The 18872-nt window shown below is 72.7% G+C and carries 13 protein-coding genes and 1 pseudogene; 7 read left to right on the forward strand and 7 right to left on the reverse strand.

Annotation, left to right across the window (positions count from 1 at the left end; translation table 11 throughout):
* The first annotated feature begins 12 nt into the window (after nucleotides 1-12).
* From nuoL to nuoN, 3 genes are read left to right on the forward strand one after another with little or no spacing between them, the layout of a single operon-like run.
* A complete protein-coding gene (gene nuoL / locus AB0399_RS03885) occupies nucleotides 13-1917 on the forward strand; it encodes an NADH-quinone oxidoreductase subunit L (protein WP_366410121.1) in 1905 nt (634 codons plus the stop codon).
* A gap of 6 nt (nucleotides 1918-1923) precedes the next feature.
* A complete protein-coding gene (locus AB0399_RS03890) occupies nucleotides 1924-3519 on the forward strand; it encodes an NADH-quinone oxidoreductase subunit M (protein ID WP_329365948.1) in 1596 nt (531 codons plus the stop codon).
* Nucleotides 3520-3527: 8 nt separating this feature from the next.
* Nucleotides 3528-5177 carry an NADH-quinone oxidoreductase subunit NuoN gene (gene nuoN / locus AB0399_RS03895; protein WP_329374035.1) on the forward strand — a complete coding sequence of 550 codons (1650 nt, stop codon included), beginning with the start codon at nucleotides 3528-3530 and terminating at the stop codon, nucleotides 5175-5177.
* Nucleotides 5178-5849: 672 nt separating this feature from the next.
* Here the strand turns inward: nuoN and AB0399_RS03900 are convergent.
* Nucleotides 5850-7085, reverse strand: a complete 1236-nt coding sequence (locus tag AB0399_RS03900) for an XRE family transcriptional regulator (RefSeq protein ID WP_366410122.1) — start codon at nucleotides 7083-7085, stop codon at nucleotides 5850-5852.
* A 546-nt stretch (nucleotides 7086-7631) separates the two neighbouring features.
* On the opposite strand from AB0399_RS03900, the gene AB0399_RS03905 reads away from it, so the two are divergent.
* The 3 genes from AB0399_RS03905 (at nucleotide 7632) to AB0399_RS03915 (ending at nucleotide 10561) form a co-directional block, all read left to right on the forward strand.
* On the forward strand, nucleotides 7632-7814 hold the full coding sequence (locus AB0399_RS03905; RefSeq protein WP_328467855.1) for a hypothetical protein: 183 nt from the start codon (nucleotides 7632-7634) through the stop codon (nucleotides 7812-7814).
* A 208-nt stretch (nucleotides 7815-8022) separates the two neighbouring features.
* Nucleotides 8023-9999, forward strand: coding sequence for an alpha/beta fold hydrolase (locus AB0399_RS03910; RefSeq protein WP_366410123.1), 1977 nt, complete (start codon nucleotides 8023-8025; stop codon nucleotides 9997-9999).
* Nucleotides 9986-10561 (forward strand): hypothetical protein, encoded by a 576-nt coding sequence (locus AB0399_RS03915; RefSeq protein WP_366410124.1) that lies wholly within the window; start codon nucleotides 9986-9988, stop codon nucleotides 10559-10561. Before AB0399_RS03910 ends, AB0399_RS03915 begins: the two co-directional genes overlap by 14 nt.
* Before the next feature lies 1 nt (nucleotide 10562).
* On the opposite strand, the gene AB0399_RS03920 is transcribed toward AB0399_RS03915, so the two are convergent.
* From AB0399_RS03920 to egtA, 6 genes and pseudogenes are all read right to left on the reverse strand, one after another.
* Entirely contained in the window at nucleotides 10563-11372 is an 810-nt protein-coding gene (locus AB0399_RS03920) for a class I SAM-dependent methyltransferase (RefSeq protein WP_366410125.1), read from the reverse strand.
* Between the two features lie 90 nt (nucleotides 11373-11462).
* Nucleotides 11463-12266: an SAM-dependent methyltransferase gene (locus AB0399_RS03925; protein WP_366410126.1), complete on the reverse strand. Its 804-nt coding sequence runs from the start codon at nucleotides 12264-12266 to the stop codon at nucleotides 11463-11465.
* Between the two features lie 127 nt (nucleotides 12267-12393).
* On the reverse strand, nucleotides 12394-13311 hold the full coding sequence (gene egtD, locus AB0399_RS03930; protein ID WP_366410173.1) for an L-histidine N(alpha)-methyltransferase: 918 nt from the start codon (nucleotides 13309-13311) through the stop codon (nucleotides 12394-12396).
* Nucleotides 13312-13605: 294 nt separating this feature from the next.
* Nucleotides 13606-14277, reverse strand: a pseudogene (locus tag AB0399_RS03935) (hypothetical protein); the annotation flags it as partial.
* Nucleotides 14277-15779, reverse strand: coding sequence for an ergothioneine biosynthesis protein EgtB (egtB, locus tag AB0399_RS03940; RefSeq protein WP_366410127.1), 1503 nt, complete (start codon nucleotides 15777-15779; stop codon nucleotides 14277-14279). The gene egtB and the pseudogene AB0399_RS03935, both read right to left, overlap by 1 nt.
* Nucleotides 15780-15797: 18 nt before the next feature.
* Nucleotides 15798-17129, reverse strand: a complete 1332-nt coding sequence (gene egtA / locus AB0399_RS03945) for an ergothioneine biosynthesis glutamate--cysteine ligase EgtA (protein WP_366410128.1) — start codon at nucleotides 17127-17129, stop codon at nucleotides 15798-15800.
* 418 nt (nucleotides 17130-17547) lie between these two features.
* Between egtA and AB0399_RS03950 the strand changes: the two genes are divergently transcribed.
* A complete protein-coding gene (locus tag AB0399_RS03950; RefSeq protein ID WP_328467869.1) occupies nucleotides 17548-18567 on the forward strand; it encodes a polyprenyl synthetase family protein in 1020 nt (339 codons plus the stop codon).
* Nucleotides 18568-18872: the final 305 nt, after the last annotated feature.

Here is an 18872-nt window from a genome sequence, read left to right on the forward strand (position 1 = left end):
GGGCTGCGAGACGTGGAAACCCTGATCGGACTGCTCGTCGCGGCACCGCTGCTGGGCGCGGGCATCCTGCTCACCGGCGGCCGCCGGCTGGACCGCACCGGCCACCTGCTGGGCACGCTGCTCGCGCTGCTGTCGTTCGTGCTCGGCGTGGTGCTCTTCGTCAACATGCTCGGCAAGCACGCCGACGCCCGCGCCCTGCACTCGCACCTGTTCACCTGGGTGCCGGTGGAGGGCTTCCAGGCGCAGGTCGGCTTCCAACTCGACCAGCTGTCGATGACGTTCGTGCTGCTGATCACCGGTGTGGGCACGCTGATCCACATCTACTCGATCGGCTACATGGAGCACGACGAGCGCCGCCGCCGCTTCTTCGGCTACCTCAACCTCTTCCTCGCGGCGATGATGCTGCTGGTGCTCGCCGACAACTACCTTCTGCTGTACGCGGGTTGGGAGGGCGTCGGGTTGGCGTCCTACCTGCTGATCGGCTTCTGGCAGCACAAGCCGAGCGCGGCGACCGCGGCGAAGAAGGCGTTCCTGGTCAACCGGGTCGGCGACATGGGCCTGTCCATCGGCATCATGCTGATGTTCACCACCTTCGGCTCGTTCGCGTTCTCCAACGTGCTGCCGAGGGCGGCGGGCGCCTCCGCCACCCAGCACGCCACGATCACCGGCATCGGCTTCATGCTGCTCCTCGCCGCCTGCGGCAAGTCGGCCCAGGTGCCGCTGCAGTCCTGGCTCGGCGACGCGATGGAGGGCCCGACCCCGGTCTCGGCCCTGATCCACGCCGCGACCATGGTGACCGCGGGCGTCTACCTGATCGTCCGCTCCGGCGCGATCTTCAACGCGGCGCCGGACGCGCAGACCGCGGTGGTCACCGTCGGCGCGGTCACGCTGCTCTTCGGTGCGATCGTCGGTTGCGCCAAGGACGACATCAAGAAGGCGCTGGCCGGCTCCACGATGTCGCAGATCGGCTACATGATCATGGCGGCCGGGCTCGGCCCGATCGGCTACGTCTTCGCGATCATGCACCTGGTCACGCACGGCTTCTTCAAGGCCGGGCTGTTCCTCGGCGCCGGCTCGGTGATGCACGGCATGAACGACGAGGTGGACATGCGCCGCTACGGCGGCCTGCGCAAGTTCATGCCGATCACCTTCGTCACCTTCGGCCTGGGCTACCTCGCGATCATCGGCTTCCCCGGGCTGTCCGGCTTCTTCTCCAAGGACAAGATCATCGAGGCGGCCTACGCCAAGGGTGGCACCGAGGGCTGGATTCTCGGCAGCGCGGCCCTGCTGGGCGCCGCGATCACCGCGTTCTACATGACGCGGGTGATGCTGATGACGTTCTTCGGCGAGAAGCGCTGGGTCCCGGACGCGGAAGGCCACGAGCCGCACCCGCACGAGTCGCCGAAGTCGATGACCGTCCCGATGATCATCCTGTCGATCGGCTCGGTCTTCGCCGGCGGCCTGTTCAGCATCAACTCGGCGTTCGTGAAGTGGCTGGAGCCCGTCACCGGGCACAGCGAGGGCAACTCGCCGCTCAGCACCGGCACGCTGACCGCCGCCACCCTGGTCTGCCTGGTGGTCGGCGTCGGCATCGCCTGGCTGATGTACGGGCGCCGGTCGGTGCCCGCGACCGCGCCGCGCGGCAGCCTGGTCACCCGGGCGGCCCGCCGCGACCTGCTCCAGGACGACTTCAACCACGTGGTGCTGGTCCGCGGCGGCGAGCACCTGACCCGCTCGCTGGTCTACCTCGACCACTCCCTGGTCGACGGCGTCGTCAACGGCACCGCCGCCTCCGTCGGCGGCCTGTCCGGACGGCTCCGCCGGCTCCAGAACGGCTACGTCAGGTCGTACGCCGTCTCCATGCTCGGCGGTACCGCGGTGGTGGTCGCCGCGACCCTTCTCATGAGGGCGGTCTGATAGCTCATGTCGTTTCCTCTGCTGACCACCACTGCGGTACTGCCCGCGGTCGGCGCCATCGCCACCGCGGCCGTGCCCGCCGCGCGGAGGGTCGCCGCCAAGTACACGGCGCTGGCCTTCTCGCTCGGCACGCTGGTGCTGGCGATCATCGCGATGGTGCGCTTCGACCCGCACGGCGACCGCTACCAGCTCACCGAGTCGCACACCTGGGTGAAGAGCTTCGGGCTCCACTACGACCTGGGCGTGGACGGCATCGCGGTCGTCATGGTGGCGCTGACCGCGCTGCTGATCCCGTTCGTGATGCTCGCCGGCTGGCATGACGCCGACCCGCTCGAAGGGCCCGACCCCAACCGGCGCTGGCGGCCCACCCAGGGCTTCTTCGCGCTGATCCTGCTGGTCGAGGCGATGGTGGTGCTCTCCTTCGAGGCCACCGACGTCTTCCTCTTCTACATCTTCTTCGAAGCCATGCTGATCCCGATGTACTTCCTCATCGGCGGCTTCGGCGACCGCGCGCACGCGGCAGGGGAGGAGGAGGCGGCCCGCCAGCGCTCGTACGCGGCGGTGAAGTTCCTGCTCTACAACCTGGTCGGCGGGCTGATCATGCTGGCCGCGATCATCGGCCTGTACGCCGCCACCGCGCAGCAACTGGGCACCGGGACCTTCTCGTTGCAGGAGATCCTCTCCGCCCGCGCCTCCGGGCACCTGCACCTGGCCACCTCCACCGAGCGGTGGCTCTTCCTCGGCTTCTTCTTCGCCTTCGCGGTGAAGGCGCCGCTGTGGCCGCTGCACACCTGGCTGCCGAACGCGATGGGCGAGGCCACCGCGCCGGTGGCGGTCCTGATCACCGCGGTGGTCGACAAGGTCGGCACCTTCGCGATGCTCCGCTTCTGCCTCCAGCTCTTCCCGGAGGCGTCCAAGTGGGCGACGCCGGTGATCCTGGTGCTCGCGGTGATCAGCATCATCTACGGCGCCCTGCTCGCGGTCGGCCAGCGCGACATCAAGCGGCTGATCGCGTACGCGTCCGTGTCGCACTTCGGCTTCATCATCCTGGGCATCTTCGCGATGACCAGCCAGGGCCAGTCCGGCGCGACGCTCTACATGGTCAACCACGGCATCTCCACCGCCGCGTTGATGCTGGTCGCCGGGTTCCTGATCACCCGGCGCGGGTCGCGGATCATCTCCGACTTCGGCGGGGTGCAGAAGGTCGCGCCGGTGCTCGCCGGCACCTTCATGATCGGCGGTCTGGCCACGCTGTCGCTACCAGGGCTCGCGCCGTTCGTCAGCGAGTTCCTGGTGCTGGTCGGCACGTTCAGCCGCTACCCGGTGCTCGGCATCATCGCCACCCTGGGCATCGTGCTCGCCGCGCTGTACGTGCTGGTCCTCTACCAGCGGACCATGACCGGCCCGGTGAAGGCCGGCATCGAGGGCATGGCCGACCTCAAGGCGCGTGAAGTGCTGGTGGTCGCCCCGCTGATCGCCCTGCTGCTCTTCCTCGGCGTGTACCCGAAGCCGGTGGCGGACATCGTCAACCCGTCGGTCAAGCACACGCTCTCCGACGTGCACAAGACCGACCCCAAGCCCGCGCTGGAGGCGAAGAAGTGAGCGCCGCACTGCATACGGGACCCGCCGTCCACACCCTGTGGACGAGCGCCGCGTCCACCACGGACCGCTTCCCCACCCCGCACATCGAGTACGCGCAGCTCTCACCGGTGCTGATCGTCTTCGGTGTGGCGATGGTGGGGGTGCTCGCCGAGGCGTTCGTGCCCCGCAGGTCCCGCTACACCGCGCAGGTGGTGCTGGCCGTGGTCGGCCTGGCCGCCGCGTTCGCCGCCGTGGTGGCGCTCGCCGAGAAGGGCTACGGCACCACCAAGGCACACATCGCGGCCATGGGCGCGGTCGCCGTGGACGGCCCGGCGCTCTTCCTCCAGGGCACCATCCTGCTGGTCGCGCTGGTCGCGGTCTTCACCTTCGCCGAGCGCCGGCTCGACCCGAAGGCGCACGGCAACCACGTCGACTCCTTCGCCGCCCAGGGCTCCGCGGTGCCCGGCGGCGACCAGGAGAAGGCCGCGGTACGGGCCGGGTTCACCACCACCGAGGTCTTCCCGCTGCTGCTCTTCGCGGTCGGCGGGATGCTGGTCTTCCCGGCCGCGAACGACCTGCTGACACTCTTCGTCGCCCTTGAGGTCTTCTCGCTGCCGCTGTACATCCTGTGCGCGCTGGCCCGCCGCAACCGGCTGCTGTCGCAGGAAGCCGCCGTCAAGTACTTCCTGCTCGGCGCCTTCTCGTCGGCCTTCCTGCTCTTCGGCATCGCCCTGCTGTACGGCTACGCCGGCACCGTGTCGTACTCCGGGATCTCCTCGGTGATCGACGGCACCGCCAAGATCACCCCGGCGCTCGCCGACACCACCGGGAACGACGCGCTGCTGCTGATCGGGCTGGCGATGGTCACGGTCGGGCTGCTCTTCAAGGTCGGCGCGGTGCCCTTCCACATGTGGACGCCGGACGTCTACCAGGGCGCGCCCACCCCGGTCACCGGGTTCATGGCCGCGGCCACGAAGGTCGCCGCCTTCGGCGCCCTGCTGCGGCTGCTGTACGTGGTGCTGCCCGGGATGCGCTGGGACTGGCGGCCGGTGATGTGGGGCGTGGCGATCGCCACGATGATCGCCGGTGCGGTGATCGCGGTCACCCAGACCGACGTGAAGCGGCTGCTCGCCTACTCCTCGGTCGCGCACGCCGGGTTCATCCTCGCCGGCGTGATCGCCACCGACAAGTCCGGTGTGTCCTCGGTGCTCTTCTACCTCGCCGCGTACTCCTTCGTGACCCTCGGCGCGTTCGCGGTGGTCACCCTGGTGCGCGACGCGAGCGGCGAGGCCACCCACCTGTCCCGCTGGGCGGGGCTGGGCCGGCGCTCGCCCCTGGTCGCCGCGGTCTTCGCGGTCTTCCTGCTCGCCTTCGCCGGCATTCCGCTGACGTCCGGCTTCGCCGGGAAGTTCGCGGTCTTCAAGGCGGCGGCGCAGGGCGGCGCGATGCCCCTGGTGATCGTGGGTGTGATCTCCTCGGCGATCGCGGCGTTCTTCTACATCCGCGTCATCGTGCTGATGTTCTTCAGCGAGCCGAAGCCCGACGGCCCCTCGGTCGCCGTGCCCTCCCCGCTGACCTCCACCGCGATCGCGGTCGGCGTCGCGGTCACCCTCGTCCTGGGCCTGGCCCCCCAGTACTTCCTCGACCTGGCCGACAAGGCGGGCGTGTTCGTGCGGTAGTTCCCCGCGGCAGGGACGGAAGGAGGGGCCCCGGTGACGAACCGGGGCCCCTCCTTCCGAGGGAACCTGCCGTGAAGAATCGCCAGTTGCAGGACCTGCTCGATGGTCAGCACGGTGAGGTCGTAGCGTGCGGAGGTGGCCTGGCCCTCCTGGTCGTCGATGGCTACGAATACCTCGTGGCCGCGTTCCACGAATTCCACCGCGTGGGCGATCACCACTGCCTCGCCGAGGTCCTTGGGACGGCGCAGCGCCTTCTCGAACTGCAACCCCCGGATCTCCTCGAAGACCTCGACGACCCGTGGTGGCGCGGTGGCGGCCCGTAGCGCCGGAAGTACGCGCACGCAGTCGCTCGCGACCAGCCGGCGCCAAGGCGTCTCGATCGAACCGTACTTCTGTGCCTTGCCGAGAACCTCCTGATGAACCTCCTCCGGCACCAGAAGGACCAACTGCGCGGCGCGGAGTACGTCGACCAGGAGCCGCTGCAGATTCGCCCCCACGAAGTGGACGCAGATCACCGCATCGAGCACGCACAGCGAGTCGAGCCCGGTGGACGAACCGCCGTCGCCTTCCACGGCTTCGTCACGCTTCTCGGGCAATCCCCACCCCTTTGTTCGGTACTCTGTCCGGCTCTGACAGCCCGTCCCCGATGAGCAGCGGCGCCGCCCCCGAGTCCTAGTGATCCTCAGTGTCGGGTTCGGGCCGAGCTCTGGCGGCGAGACGGGTGATGTCGGCTCGCTTGGGTGTCTGCGGTTCGGGTACGAGCCCGGCTTCGCGCAGGGCGGCCTCCGTCTCCTCGACGCCGCGTCCTTCGAGCATCGCCAGCACTCTCACCCCGATCCGGTGCCCGCGGTACGCGAGCATCGCCCGTTCGAGGATGCGTCGAGGAGGGCGCACGGTCTGGGAGGCGTCGATCTCCTGCTCGTAGGCCGGCCCCCAGCCGTAGCGCTGCGAGAGTTCGACACCGGTCGGGCCCTTCAGCGAGCTCTTGCGAGCGGCCGAGATCAGGTTCAGGCATTCCAGCTGGATCAGCATCACGGGGAAGCTCACCCGGAAGTGGCGTGCCAGCAGAGCGGCGGTCCGCTCGTCGACGAGCTCGTCGGCTTCGGAGTCCGGGCCTTCGTCCGGAGGACCCAGCCAGGTCCGGATGCCGGTCAGGGGGGCCAGCAGGTGCCGTGCGAACGCGTCGCAGCGCTGCTCGGCAGGGGTTCTGGCGCCACCCAGCTCGTGCACCTCCGTGCCGTCGCCCTGGAGAAGCTGCCCGAGTTCGTGGGCGAAGGTGAACCTCTGCCGTTCCGGTACGTCGCACGCGCGGACCGCGATGAGAGTGGTGTTCCGTTCGGGGTCGGTCACCGTGAAGCCGTCGACGGGTTTGGGCAGTCGGAGCACCGCCGTGTCCACGCCGGTGAGGTGCTCGATGAGCTCGTCGATGTCCGCGATCGGTGCCGCGCCGAGGCCGAGCGTGGAGCGCACGGACTCCGCGAGCGCCTTCCCCTGCTCCTCGGGCGTGGCGCAGGTGCCGACCGGGCGCGGCCCGGTCGCGGGCCGGCGAGGCGGCCGATCCGTCACACCGTCACCGGCGCCGCTGTCCAGGCGCGCGTCGAGTTCGAGCACCTCGACGACCAGACGCAGCGCGTCTTCCTTGTCCTCCTCGGCGACCGCGGGGTCGATGCGCGCGGCGATATGCACGCGTTCACGCACAGGGCTACCGGTCGTGAGCTGCCGTACCGGCAGGTCCAGGGCGTGCGCCAGCCGGTCGATCTCGGCAAGGGTGACCTGCGCCCGCGTGCCGAGCTCGATGCGGTGGAGGGTCGGCTGGGAGAGACCGGCGAGTTCGGCGAGGGCCCGCTGGCCGTATCCGGCCCGCTCGCGCTCACGGCGGATTCGCCGTCCCACAGCTACCAGATCCACTGAGCACCTCCTTGCTTGAATCAATTCTACTTCGGTGATTCACGCTGTCCATCCGTATGTTTACCAGGGGGGTACGACAGCGCGTGTGCCGGTCGTGTCGTGAGAGGGCGGCGTCGTGCGCCCGAGCGTCAGGCAAAGGCGGGGGCGAGGCGGCGTCAACTCAGATGAATATCAAGTTGTTTGTCGTTCACATCAGTTGACCTTTGCTCGGCGGGTGGGCGATGCTGAACGGCGTCGCCGCCGGCAGCCCCTCCGCCGTACGGCGAGGGGACGCGGAGACGCGTGACGGGCACGGAACGTGCAGGGAGCGGCAGGAGCGCGCCCCTCGCCGGTCGCGCGGCCGCCGCCGTGGACGCGTCCTGTGTACGGTCCGGCCACGGCGCGACCGCACCGCCGCTCCTCGGCCGGGCCCGACCTGGGCCCACCCGGCCCCACGTGGTCGGAGCCGGTCCGGGACCGGAATCCGCCGGCCGGAGCCGGGAGCGGTCCGGGTCCCGACCGCAACGGCGGCCGGCCACCCGGCCGGCCACGACCGAAGGAGAACCCGTGTCCCCTCTCGCCGCGAAGGCAAACGACAGCACCGCCCTGGCCGCCGTCCCGCTCCGTGCCACCGACGTCCAGCGGCTGGCCAACACCGAGGTCGCGCCCATCCTGTCCGTCGTCCTGGTGACCTGCTCCGTCAGCGTGTCCATCAGCGTCTCCGGCGGGACCGAGCCGACGGGCATGTAGCGGCGGGCCCGCCGTACCGGGCCGGGCGATGCCACCCGGCCCGGTCCGGCGTGCAGCTCCGATCGCGTGCGCGGATCGTCGGCGTCCTCCCGTGTCCTCCCGCCAACACCCGGCAACTCCCGCCCCCGCCAAGCTCCTTGCGGCCCGGGCGAACTCCCAGCCGAACTCCGAACTCCGAACTCCGAACTCCGAGTGAAGGGGAAGACCCGTGCCGAGACTCCGGCGGATGCTGCGTGCCGCGGTGGCACCTCCCACGGTCGACCGCGGCACCGCGCTGACCGTCATGGAACGGCTCGGCGCGGTCAACCACCTGGTGGCGAGCCTGGAGTACCTGGTCACCCCCGACGACCGCCGCCCCGGCGGCCTCAACGACTGGCAGGTCGCCCGGGGGCAGTTCGCGCGGTGGCCGCGCCCGGCCCGTGCCGCGCTCGACGTGGTGGGCCGGCCCGCCGTGACGCGCGCGCTGCACGGCGCCCGCGTCGCCGCAGCCGGCGCGCTGCTGCTGCCCCTGCCCCTGCCGCGCCGCGGCCGGCTGGCGGCCGACCTGGTGCTCACCGCCGCGTCCCTCGCGCTCTACCCCCGCAACCACTACGGCACCGACGGCGCCGACCAGGCCGCGTTCCTCGTGCAGACCGCGGCGGCGGTCGGGCGGGCCGCGGAGGACCGGCCCCGTACCGTCGACGCCTGCCTGTGGTTCGCGGGAATGCAGTCGGTGCTCTCCTACACCGCCTCCGGCTGGGTCAAGGCGTCCAGCGAGACCTGGCGCAGCGGCCGCGCCCTGCCCGGCATCCTGCGCACCGTCTCCTACGGCGAGGAGCGCGCCTGGCGGCTGGTCCGCGACCACCCGCGCGCCGCCAAGGCGGTCTGCACCTGCGTGGTGGCCCTCGAATCGTCGTTCCCCGCCGTCCACCTGGCCCGCGGCCGGGCGGCCCGGCCGATGGTCGCCGCCGCGGCCGGCTTCCACCTCGCCAACGCCGGCGTGATGGGCCTGGGCCGCTTCCTCACCGGCTTCTGCTCGCTGCACCCGGCGGTGCTGTACGTCACCGGCCCGCGCGAACGCGTCCTCGCCGACGGCCGGGTGCAGCGGCGCGACGACACCTTCCCGGTCGCCGCGGGCGCCGCGCTGGCCGCGGCCCTGACCGCCGGGGCGCTCGTCCGCGCCAGGGACCGGCGGACCGTGCTGCGCGGCCGCGGCGACGAGCGGCGGTTCACCACCGGCGCGGGCACCACGCTCGTCCACCGCCGGATCGACCCGCCCGGTGGCCGTCCGGCCCCGGACACCCCGGTCGTGGTGGTCAGCGGAGCGCTCGCGGAGTCCCCCGAACGGGCCGAGTGGCTGGTCCGCGAACTCGCCGAACGGCACACCGTGGTGACCTACCACCGGGCCGGCCAGGCCGGTAGCGCCGCCCTGCGCGGGCCCCGCCCGGGCACCGGGCTCGACGGCGCCGCGGCCGACCTCGCCGACCTGGTCCGCCACGCCGCGGCCGGCCGGCCGGCCGTGCTCGTCGGCCACGGCCTCGGCGGTCACATCGCCGCGTCCGCCGCCACCCGCCTGGACGGGCACCTGTCGGGCCTCGTCCTCGTCGACCCCCACCACCCCGACGACGCCCCCCGCCAGGACCCGGACGGGGGCGACGGCGCCGCGGGCGGTGGCGGCGACACGGGCGGCGGCGACACGGGCGACGGCGGGGCAGGCGGTGGCGGTGACCGTGGCCGCGACCCCGAACACCGCGAAGTCACCGCGCTGCTGGACCAGATGGCCGTCTCCCTGCGCCTCGGCCTGGGCCAACTGCTCCGCGACCCGGACTGGCTGCGCCTGCTGCCCCAGGACGTCCGCGGCCTCGCCCGCGCGCACTACCGCGACGCCGCCGGCTGGAACGCGGCGCGCCAGGAGTGGCGGGCACTGCGCGCGGCGCGGCGGCGGACGGGTACGGCCGCGGTCCCGGCCGCCGCCGTGCCCACCTGCCTGATCCTGTGCGAGCCGGGCGGCCCGCCGCCCGACGCCAGGCGCGCCCTCCAGGAGGAGTACGTGCGCCGCGCCCCGCACGCGGTCGTGCACGCCGTGGACGCCCCGCGCGAACAGGTCCTCGCCGCCCGGGCCTCCGCCCGCGCCGTCGCGGAGTTGGTGGCGGGGTTCGCCGCGGCGAGCCTCCCGCGGGGGAGGGCCGCCGATGTCCCCGCTTAGCGGTGGAGGGCCGGCCGGCGGGCGGGACCTCGCCGGCGCGGCGGCGATCGCGGCGCTCGCGGCCTGGTTCGCCGCCACCGTCCTGAGCCAGCACCCGCGCCCGGAGTTCAACCGGCTCGCCGTCCTCGACGGCACCGGCGCCGTCATCCCCAACTGGCGCTTCTTCGCGCCCGAGCCGGCCCGCCACGACTTCCATGTGCTGTTCAGGACCGAGGACGCCGAGGGCCGGGCCACCCCGTGGCAGGAGGGCTCCGCGATCACCCCGCGGCGCCCGCTGCACATCGTGTGGTTCCCCTCCCGCCGCCGGGAGAAGGCGCTCTACGACCTGTGCCACGAACTCGTGGCGGTCATGCGGCAGTTCGGCGGCGACCTGACCCTCGCACCGGCCTACCGGATGCTGCGCAACTCCGTCGCCCGCACCGTCTCGGGCCTGCCCGGGGACCCGCCTCGCGGCTTCCAGTTCGTGGTCGCCCGGCACACCGGCCACGACCCCGGGCACGACCCGGACTACCTCTTCGTCTCGCCGTACATCCCCTACACCCCGGACGCGCCCTACGCGTGAGTCAGGACGTGGTCGCCCAGGCCAGCAGCGCGGCGTGCGGCAGGGACAGCGCGCCGTCCCGGGTGCGGAACTGCGCCGACAACTCGTCGTAGTGGCGGCGTACTTCCGCGACGGTGCCCGGCGGAAGGGCGTGCAGGATCTGGCCGATGGTGGCGATCCCGGCGGCCGGACCCGACCACCAGACGTCGGGGTCGACCACGTGGTCCCAGCGCAGCGTCGTACACCGGGCCCCGGTCAGCCCGGCCGCCGTCAGCAGTCCGGCCAGGCCCTCCTCGGTGCGGGGGAAGTCGTCCTCTGCGGCGAGCGCGGGTACGGAGGACGGCCGGGCGGCGCCCGCCGCTTCCAGGGCGCGGCCCAGCAGCGCCTGCCCGGGGGCGGGCGGCGCGGCCCAGATCGTGACCGCGACCCGGCCGCCGGGGCCGGCCACCCGCCGCAGGTCGGCGAGCGCTGCGGCCGGGTGCCCCACGTGGTTGAGCACGAAGTTCGCCACCACCGCGTCGAACTCGCCGTCCGCGAACGGCAGTCCGGGCAGCAGCCCGTGCCGCACGTCCGCTTCCGGCACCGCTCGCGTCGCCCGCTCGACCATGCTCGGCTCCGCGTCCACCGCGCACACCTCCGCGCCGCGGCGCACCGCCAGCGCTGCCGCGGTGCCGGGCCCGGTGCCGACGTCCAGCACCCGCACGCCCGCGCCCACCCCGGCGGCGTCCAGCAGCTTGGGCACGGCGTGCGCGCACAGCATGCCGAAGCTCCGCGCGTACGCCTCCGCCCGGCCGGCCCATGCCTCCCGCTCGAACGCGTCGAAGTCGCCCACCGCACACCTCCGTGCCGTACCGAACTGGTCCCCGAACGCCTGTGGTTGATCACTTTAGAGGAGGGATACGACACTCCACGCCACTCGCGTTCAACCCCGCTCGGCCACCAGGAACGCGCCCTCGGCCGGACGTTCGGACCCCCGCCCGTAAGCGGCCGCCAGCGCTGCCTTCCCATGCGCGGTGACCGTCCAGCCGTGCCGGGTCAGCCACGCGTCCGGCGGTTCGGCGAGGCCGCCCCGCCACAGGTCGCTGATCGGCCGGAACTCGTCCCCGGTGCGGGTCTGCCGGACCATCCGCGCCAGCCCGCCGCCGTGCGTGAACGACAGCACGCTGCCGGGCGCGGACAGGTCGCCGACCGTACCCAGCACGGCCGCCGCCTCGTCGGCCGTCAGATAGATCAGCAGCCCCTCCACCAGCCACGCCGTGGGCGCCGCCGGGTCGAACCCGGCGGTCCGCAGCGGCCCCGCCCACTCCCCGCGCAGATCCACCCCGACCACGGCCCGCCGGCAGCGCGGCACCGCGCCCGCCCCGGCCAGCACCTCCTCCTTGAAGCCCACCATGTCGGGCAGGTCCAGCTCGAACACCCGCAGCCCGTCCGGCCATTGCAGCCGGAACGCCCGCGTGTCCAGCCCCGCCGCCACCAGCACCACCTGCGCCCGGCGGCCGTCCGCGACCGCTGCGCGCAGGTAGTCGTCGAAGAACCGCGTGCGCAGCACCACCTGTTCGGCCATCACCCGCCCGGTCGGCGACTCCCCGCCGGGCCCGTCCGGCGGCCGGCCCGCCGCGTCCGCCGCCCGCACGAACGCCGCGGCCAGCGGGTCGTCGAACAGCCGGTCCGCCCGCCGGCTCTCCGCCGCCCGCACCCGCGCGGTCCCGATCGCGGTCCGCCCCACACCCGCCGGTACTCCCGTCCGCTCCATGCCCGGCCAACTCACGCACCCCGCCCCGGTGTTCCCGTCGGAGGACGGAGAAACCGGGGCGGGGGAGCGGCGGGCGGGCCGAACGGCCCGGCCGGGCAGGTCAGTTGGGGACGGCGAGGAGGAGGGCGAAGCGGGCGGCGGGGTCGGTCCACCAGTGGCGGACGGTGAAGCCGCCTTCGTGGAGTTCGGCGGTGAGGGACTCGCGGCGGAACTTGCAGGACAGTTCGGTGCGCACGTCCTCACCGGCCGCGAGGTCGAAGGAGAGGTCGAGGTCGGGGATCTTGACGGTCTGCGCGACCCGCGACCGCAGGTGCATCTCGATCCGCTCGTCCTCGGCGTTCCAGACGGCGACGTGCTCGAACGCGTCCGGGTCGAAGTCGGCACCGAGCTCGCGGTTGAGGACGTGCAGCACGTTCTTGTCGAACTCCGCGGTGACGCCTGCCGCGTCGTCGTAGGCGCGGACCAGCACCGCCGGGTCCTTGACCAGGTCGGCGCCGAGCAGGAGCACGTCGTCGCTGCTGAGCGAGCGGGCGAGGGTGCGGTAGAAGGCGGCGCGCTGCGGGCCGTCGAAGTTGCCGATGGTGCTGCCGAGGAAGGCGAGCAGGCGCGGGCCGGGTTCGTCGGAGAGCGGGATGCCGCCCTCGAAGTCGGCGACGGTGGCGGAGACGGTCAGCCCCGGGTAGTCGGCGCAGATCGCGCGCCCGGCCTCTTCGAGGGCGGAGGCGCTGACGTCCAGGGGCGCGTAGCGGCGCAGGGTGCCGGAGGCGGTGAGGGCGTCGAGCAGCAGCCGGGTCTTGCGGGAGGAGCCGGAGCCCAGCTCGATCAGGGTGGCCGCGCCGGTGGCCGCGGCGATCTCCGGCGCCCGGCGGACCAGGATCTCCTGCTCGGCCCGGGTCGGGTAGTACTCGGGCAGCCGGGTGATCTGCTCGAACAGGTCGCTGCCGCGCTTGTCGTAGAACCACTTCGGCGGCAGGGTGCGCGGGGCGGCGGTGAGGCCGCCGGTCACGTCGGCGTGCAGCGTGTCGGTGAAGTAGCCGGCCGGAAGCCGGTCGTCGAGGGTGAAGCGGCTCTGGTTCTCGGCGCTCATGAGGGTGGTGTCCTTGCGTTCGGGGCGCAGCGCGATGACGCGGACGCCTTCCGGGGTGGCCAGGAGCAGGGAGCGGTCGGGGACTTCACGCCATTCGCCGAGCAAGTCCCCCGCCGCGTCGTCGGGTTCGGACGCGACGACCACCGCGCCCGGACCGAGCCGGTACCAGAGCGTGTCGCCCCACGCGCTGGCGGCGATGGTACGGCCGTCGGTGAGCAGGAAGTTGAGCCGTGCGGTGGGCCGGGCGGCGGCGACCTCGCGGACCACCGCGGCCAGCGCGCCGCCCGGCGGCTCGCCCCGGCGCAGCCGGCCCGCGAGCATCGCCCACAGCAGCGCGGAGTCCGAACGCGCTTCCAGGGCGAGCAGTTCGGCCGAGTCCAGCCCGGTCGGCAGCCGGGTCCAGTCCGGCACGGCACCGTTGTGGCTGAAGAGCCAGCGCCCGTCCCGGAAGGGCGCGGCCGCCGACTCGTCGGGCGTGGTGCCCTCGGTGGCCGACCGCACCGCGGCCAGGACGGCACCGCTGCGGATCACCCGGGCCAGCTCGGCGAAGTTCGGGTCGGCCCAGACCGGAAGCGCCCGCCGGTAGCGCGCGGGCACGGCCGGCCCCTCGTCGCCGGGCCGCTCGGGACCGGGCGAGCCGTCCGCCGGCGGCGGCCCGTACGACACGGGCGCACCGGGCTCAGCGGGCTCAGCGGGCTGACCGGGCGCACCGGGCCCACCGAGCACGCCGGGTGCGGGCTCCGGCGGGTACCAGCCGACCCCGAACCCGTCGGCGTTCACCGTGCCGTGCCGCTGCCGGCGCGGCTGCCAGGACTGCTCGTACAGCCCCCGCGGCGGCTCGACGAGCAGCCGCGCCAGCGTCAACGGCGGCCCCACGTACGCGAGATGGCGGCACATCAGGCGGCCCCTCCGCCCGCCGGACCCGAACCGCCGTGATCCGCGGCCGCGTCCGCCGGGTCCGTGACGTCCCTCGCCGTGCGGAACCCGGCGAAGATCTGCCGCCGGATCGGGTAGTCCCAGTTCCGGAAGGTGCCGCGGCAGGCCACCGGGTCCACCCCGAAGGCGCCCCCGCGCAGCACCTTGTACTCCGGGCCGAAGAACACCTCGGAGTACTCCTTGTAGGGGAACGCGGCGAAGCCCGGGTAGGGCGTGAAGTCCGAGGACGTCCACTCCCACACGTCGCCCACGAGCTGCCGGGCGCCGCTGGGCGCCGCGCCCTCGGGGTAGCTGCCCACCGGGGCGGGCCGCAGATGGCGCTGGCCGAGGTTGGCGTGCTCGGGGCCGGGGTCGGCGTCGCCCCACGGGTAGCGGCGCGAGCGGCCGGAGAGCGGGTCGTGCCGCGCCGCCTTCTCCCACTCCGCCTCGGTCGGCAGCCGCCGGCCGGCCCACCGCGCGTAGGCGTCGGCCTCGTACCAGCACACGTGCAGCACCGGCTCGTCGGCGGGCACCGCCTCCACGTGGCCGAACCTGCGGCGTATCCAGCGGTCGCCGTCGCGGGACCAGAACAGCGGCGCGGTGAGCCCCGCGTCCTGGACGTGCCGCCAGCCCTCGGGCGTCCACCACTGCGGGTCGCGGTAGCCGCCGGCCGCGATGAAGTCGGCGTACCGCGCGTTGCTGACCGGCACGGTGTCCAGCCAGAACGGCGCCACCGGCACCTCGTGCGCGGGCAGTTCGTTGTCCAGCGCCCACGGCTCGGTGCTGGTGCCCATCGTGAACGGGCCGCCGGGGACGAGGACTTCACGCGGCAGCGCGGCCGCGTCGGCGGGTGCGGGCGGCGGCGCGGGCGCGTCCAGCACGGCCGGCCCCGACCTCAGCTGGTGGGTGGCGAGCATCGTCTCGCCGTGCTGCGCCTCGTGCTGGGCGAGCATCCCGAAGACGAAGCCGCCCGCCAGCAGCCGCTCGGGGTGCGCCGGGTCGGTGTCGATGCCGGCCAGCACGTCGAGGGTCTCGTCGCGTACCTCGGCGACGTAGCCGCGGGCCTCCGCCGGGCCGAGCAGCGGCAGCGCGGGGCGGTCGGCGCGGGGGTGCCGGAACGCGTCGTAGAGGTGGTCCAGGTCGGGCCGCACCCCGGTGCGCCGACCCGCCTCGCGGATCAGCCACAGCTCCTCCTGGTTGCCGATGTGCGCCAGGTCCCACACCAGCGGCGACATCAGGCGGGAGTGCTGGGCGACGAGGTCGTCGTCGGTGACGGAGTCGGTGAGCAGGCCGGTACGGTGCCGCGCGGCCTGGAGCGCGGCGAGCGCGCGGGTGGCCGGGTCGGCGGGCGCCGCGACCGGCCCGCCGCTCGGACCCGTCGGGTTCTCCGGGGCTGGAGTGGCGGAAGGGTCTGATGAGTCGGATGCGGCTGAAGTGGTCCGGTTTTCGGCAGTGTTGCGGTGCGGAGTGCGAGGGTCTGTCACGACTAGCCTTCCGGAGGGTCAGGCGCGGCTCAACGCGTCCAACTGGTCGTGGGCCGGACATCGGCCGCGTTCTGGATAGCGCTCGGCGAAGTCGGAGACGGCCCGCCGCAGGGCCGGGGAAGCGCCGGGGCGCGCGAGGGCGCTCTCGGCGGCGGCGAAGCAGGCGCGGGCCGCCTTGGCCAGTTCGGGGTCGGCCAGGCCGACCCGGGCGGCGCGACGCCAGACGAGATCGGAGGGGAGAGGGTCACCATCCGTGCTGAGCGGTTCGGTGGCCGCGTACGCGGTCTCGGCGGCGACCGGATCGTCCAACAGGGTTGCCGCGAGCACGGTCGGCACGATCCACTGCTCGCCGTCCTGCGCGTCGGTCATCCGCAGCTCCAGCCAGCCGCGCGGGCGGACCGGCGGGAAGAGAGTGCTGAGGTGGTAGTCCAGATCGGCGACGGTGGGCCGCCGGACCCCCGGGGCACCGCGCACCCACTGGCGGAAAGTGAGCCCAGGAGGCGCGGACCAGTCCTCAAAAGCAGCTCTCACCGTGCCGACATTCGAGCCGATGTCCGAGCCGGATTCCGAGTCTGCGCACTCCTGGCGGATGCACAGCACCCTGGCGTCCAGGGCGTACCGCGCCCAGGCGGCCCGCGGGTCCTCGTCCAGCCCGTCGTGGTGCGGCTGCCGGGTCCTGCCGGGGTCCATCAGGGCCCAGTTGGCCTGCCGGGTGGACACCCAGCCGGTCGGGCGGCCGTCCCGGAAGGGCGAGTTCGCGAACGCCGCGACCATCACCGGGCCGATCCGGTGGGCGAGCGCCCAACGCCTGCGGTAGCCGGCCACGCCCTCGCTGTCGTCGCCGCTGTCCAGGTTGACCTGCAACGACGCCGTGCGGCGCATCATCGTACGACCCCAGGGGCCCTCGCGGTCGAAGAAGCGTTCCATCGCCCGGTAGCGGGGATGGTCGAGGACCCGGGGCGGTTCGCGGTGGGGGTCCATGCCGTGTCCGACGAGCACCAGTCCGGCTCGTTCGACGGCTTCCCTGAGGGTGGCGAGGTCTTCTGCCATCGCCTTCACGCACCCCGCGAGGGTGGGTGCGGGTGGAGAGCTCAGCTCCACCTGGCCACCCGGTTCACGGGTGAGCCTGCTGCCCCGGGGCAGTGCCCCTGGGGCCTCGACCGGCGCGAGCGCCGCGTCCAGTCGTTCGACGGGTATCAGTTCGCGTGGATCGGAGCGGTCCTGGACGAGCCACTCCAGCTCCACGCCGGTCCGCTCGGGCGGGCCCGTCTTGAAGCACACCCCGCGTACGTGGGCTTCCGCCCCGTCCTCGGTGAGGTCTTCACCACGGTCGGCACGCTTGGTAGCCATCGGTCCACCTCCTCAGTTCTTCTGTCGGGTGTTCATCCGAAGCGAGGACATGTCACATGTTGCTGTCGAGAGTGTAGTTCGCCATGGTGCGTGGCGGTCTTACGTAATGATGAACGGGCATGCGGTCAAGCATTCGATATCGGCCGAGTATTCCCCTGTCCGCGCGCTTCACTCTTTCGTGTGGGTCATATATGAATAAACCAGGTGATCGGGATTATACGGGCGGTGATCGTCCGTAGCTCGTCGCAGGGCGATGCCCCGGCGGTGATCAACACCTGACCGGCTACCCTGCCGGTAGGAGCAGTCGCAGGTCCCCGTCCCCGGATGGAACCCGCGGAAGTGCCCCGGTCGTCGTAGCCGCGTAGCCGCCCAAGCCCAGACCCCGCCAGATGCCAGACCAGCGACAGGAGTACCCCTCGTGACCGTCGTCGGGCCCTTCGGGCTGAGCGTGTGGGACGAGAACCTCGATGCCGACGTCCAGGCTGGTCTCGCAGCCGTGGAGGAAGGGCTGCTGGAGGCGACCAAGAGCGACGTCCCCTTCATCACCGACACGGCCAGACACCTTCTGCAGGCCGGCGGCAAGCGCTTCCGGCCACTCCTGGTGATGCTCGGGGCCCAGTTCGGCGACCCGCACGCGCCCGGCGTGGTGCCGGCCGCCGTCGTCGTGGAGTTGACCCACCTCGCCACCCTCTACCACGACGACGTCATGGACGAGGCGGACGTACGGCGCGGGGTGCCCAGCGCCAACTCCCGCTGGGGCAACTCGGTTGCCGTGCTCACCGGCGACTTCCTCTTCGCCCGCGCCTCCCACATCCTCGCCGACCTCGGACCGGAGGCGGTGCGGGTGCAGGCCGAGGCGTTCGAACGGTTGGTCACCGGGCAGATCATGGAGACCGTCGGCCCGCGCGACGGCCGCGACCCGCTCGACCACTACCTGGAGGTCATCGCGGGCAAGACCAGCTCGCTGATGGCGGTCTCCGGGCGGTTCGGGGCGATGATGTCCGGCGCCGACGAGTCGGTCGTGCACGTCCTCACGCAGTACGGCGAGCGGATCGGCGCGGCGTTCCAACTCGCGGACGACGTGCTGGACATCGCCAGCGACAGCCACGAGTCGGGCAAGACGCCCGGGACGGACCTGCGCGAGGGGATTCCGACGCTGCCGGTCCTGCACGTGCGCAGGTGGCACGCGCAGGGGAAGGGGTCGGCGACGCCGGAGGACCGGCGGCTGAACGAACTCCTCGACGGTGACCTCACGGATGATGTGCTGCACGCGGAGGCGCTGCGCCTGCTTCGGGCGCATCCGGCGTTGGAGCAGGCTCGACGGGACACGGTGCGGTACGCGGATGAGGCGCGGGCGGCGCTGGCGCCTCTTCCGGATCTTCCCGCGAAGGCGTCTTTGGCGGCGCTGTGCGATGCGGTGGTCCACCGCGCCGGTTGAGGGGGCCCCTGACCCTCCAGGGCGGGTGGTTCCGTCGGTTGGGGGACCACCTCTCGGTGGTGGGTGGTTGCGCGCGCAGTTCTCCTTCGGGGCTTCGCCTGGGTGGTGTCCCCACGCGCCCCTGGGTGGTGCCGTTCCCTCCGTGGAGAGGGGCACCCACGGAGGGAGTGTCATACCGGGGGCGTAGGGAGGGGCGCGACCCCGGAGGGATGCGCGGGGGGCGGGGGTTTGGTCGTATGGGGGTGCCCCATTTCACGGCGGACTGGGCGACAATGGCCCGGGTAGTGGGACACGTGCGAGTAGGC

Origin of the sequence: Streptomyces sp. NPDC088194 (assembly GCF_040702025.1) — a bacterium.
In the GTDB taxonomy this organism is placed as follows: Bacteria; Actinomycetota; Actinomycetes; order Streptomycetales; family Streptomycetaceae; genus Actinacidiphila.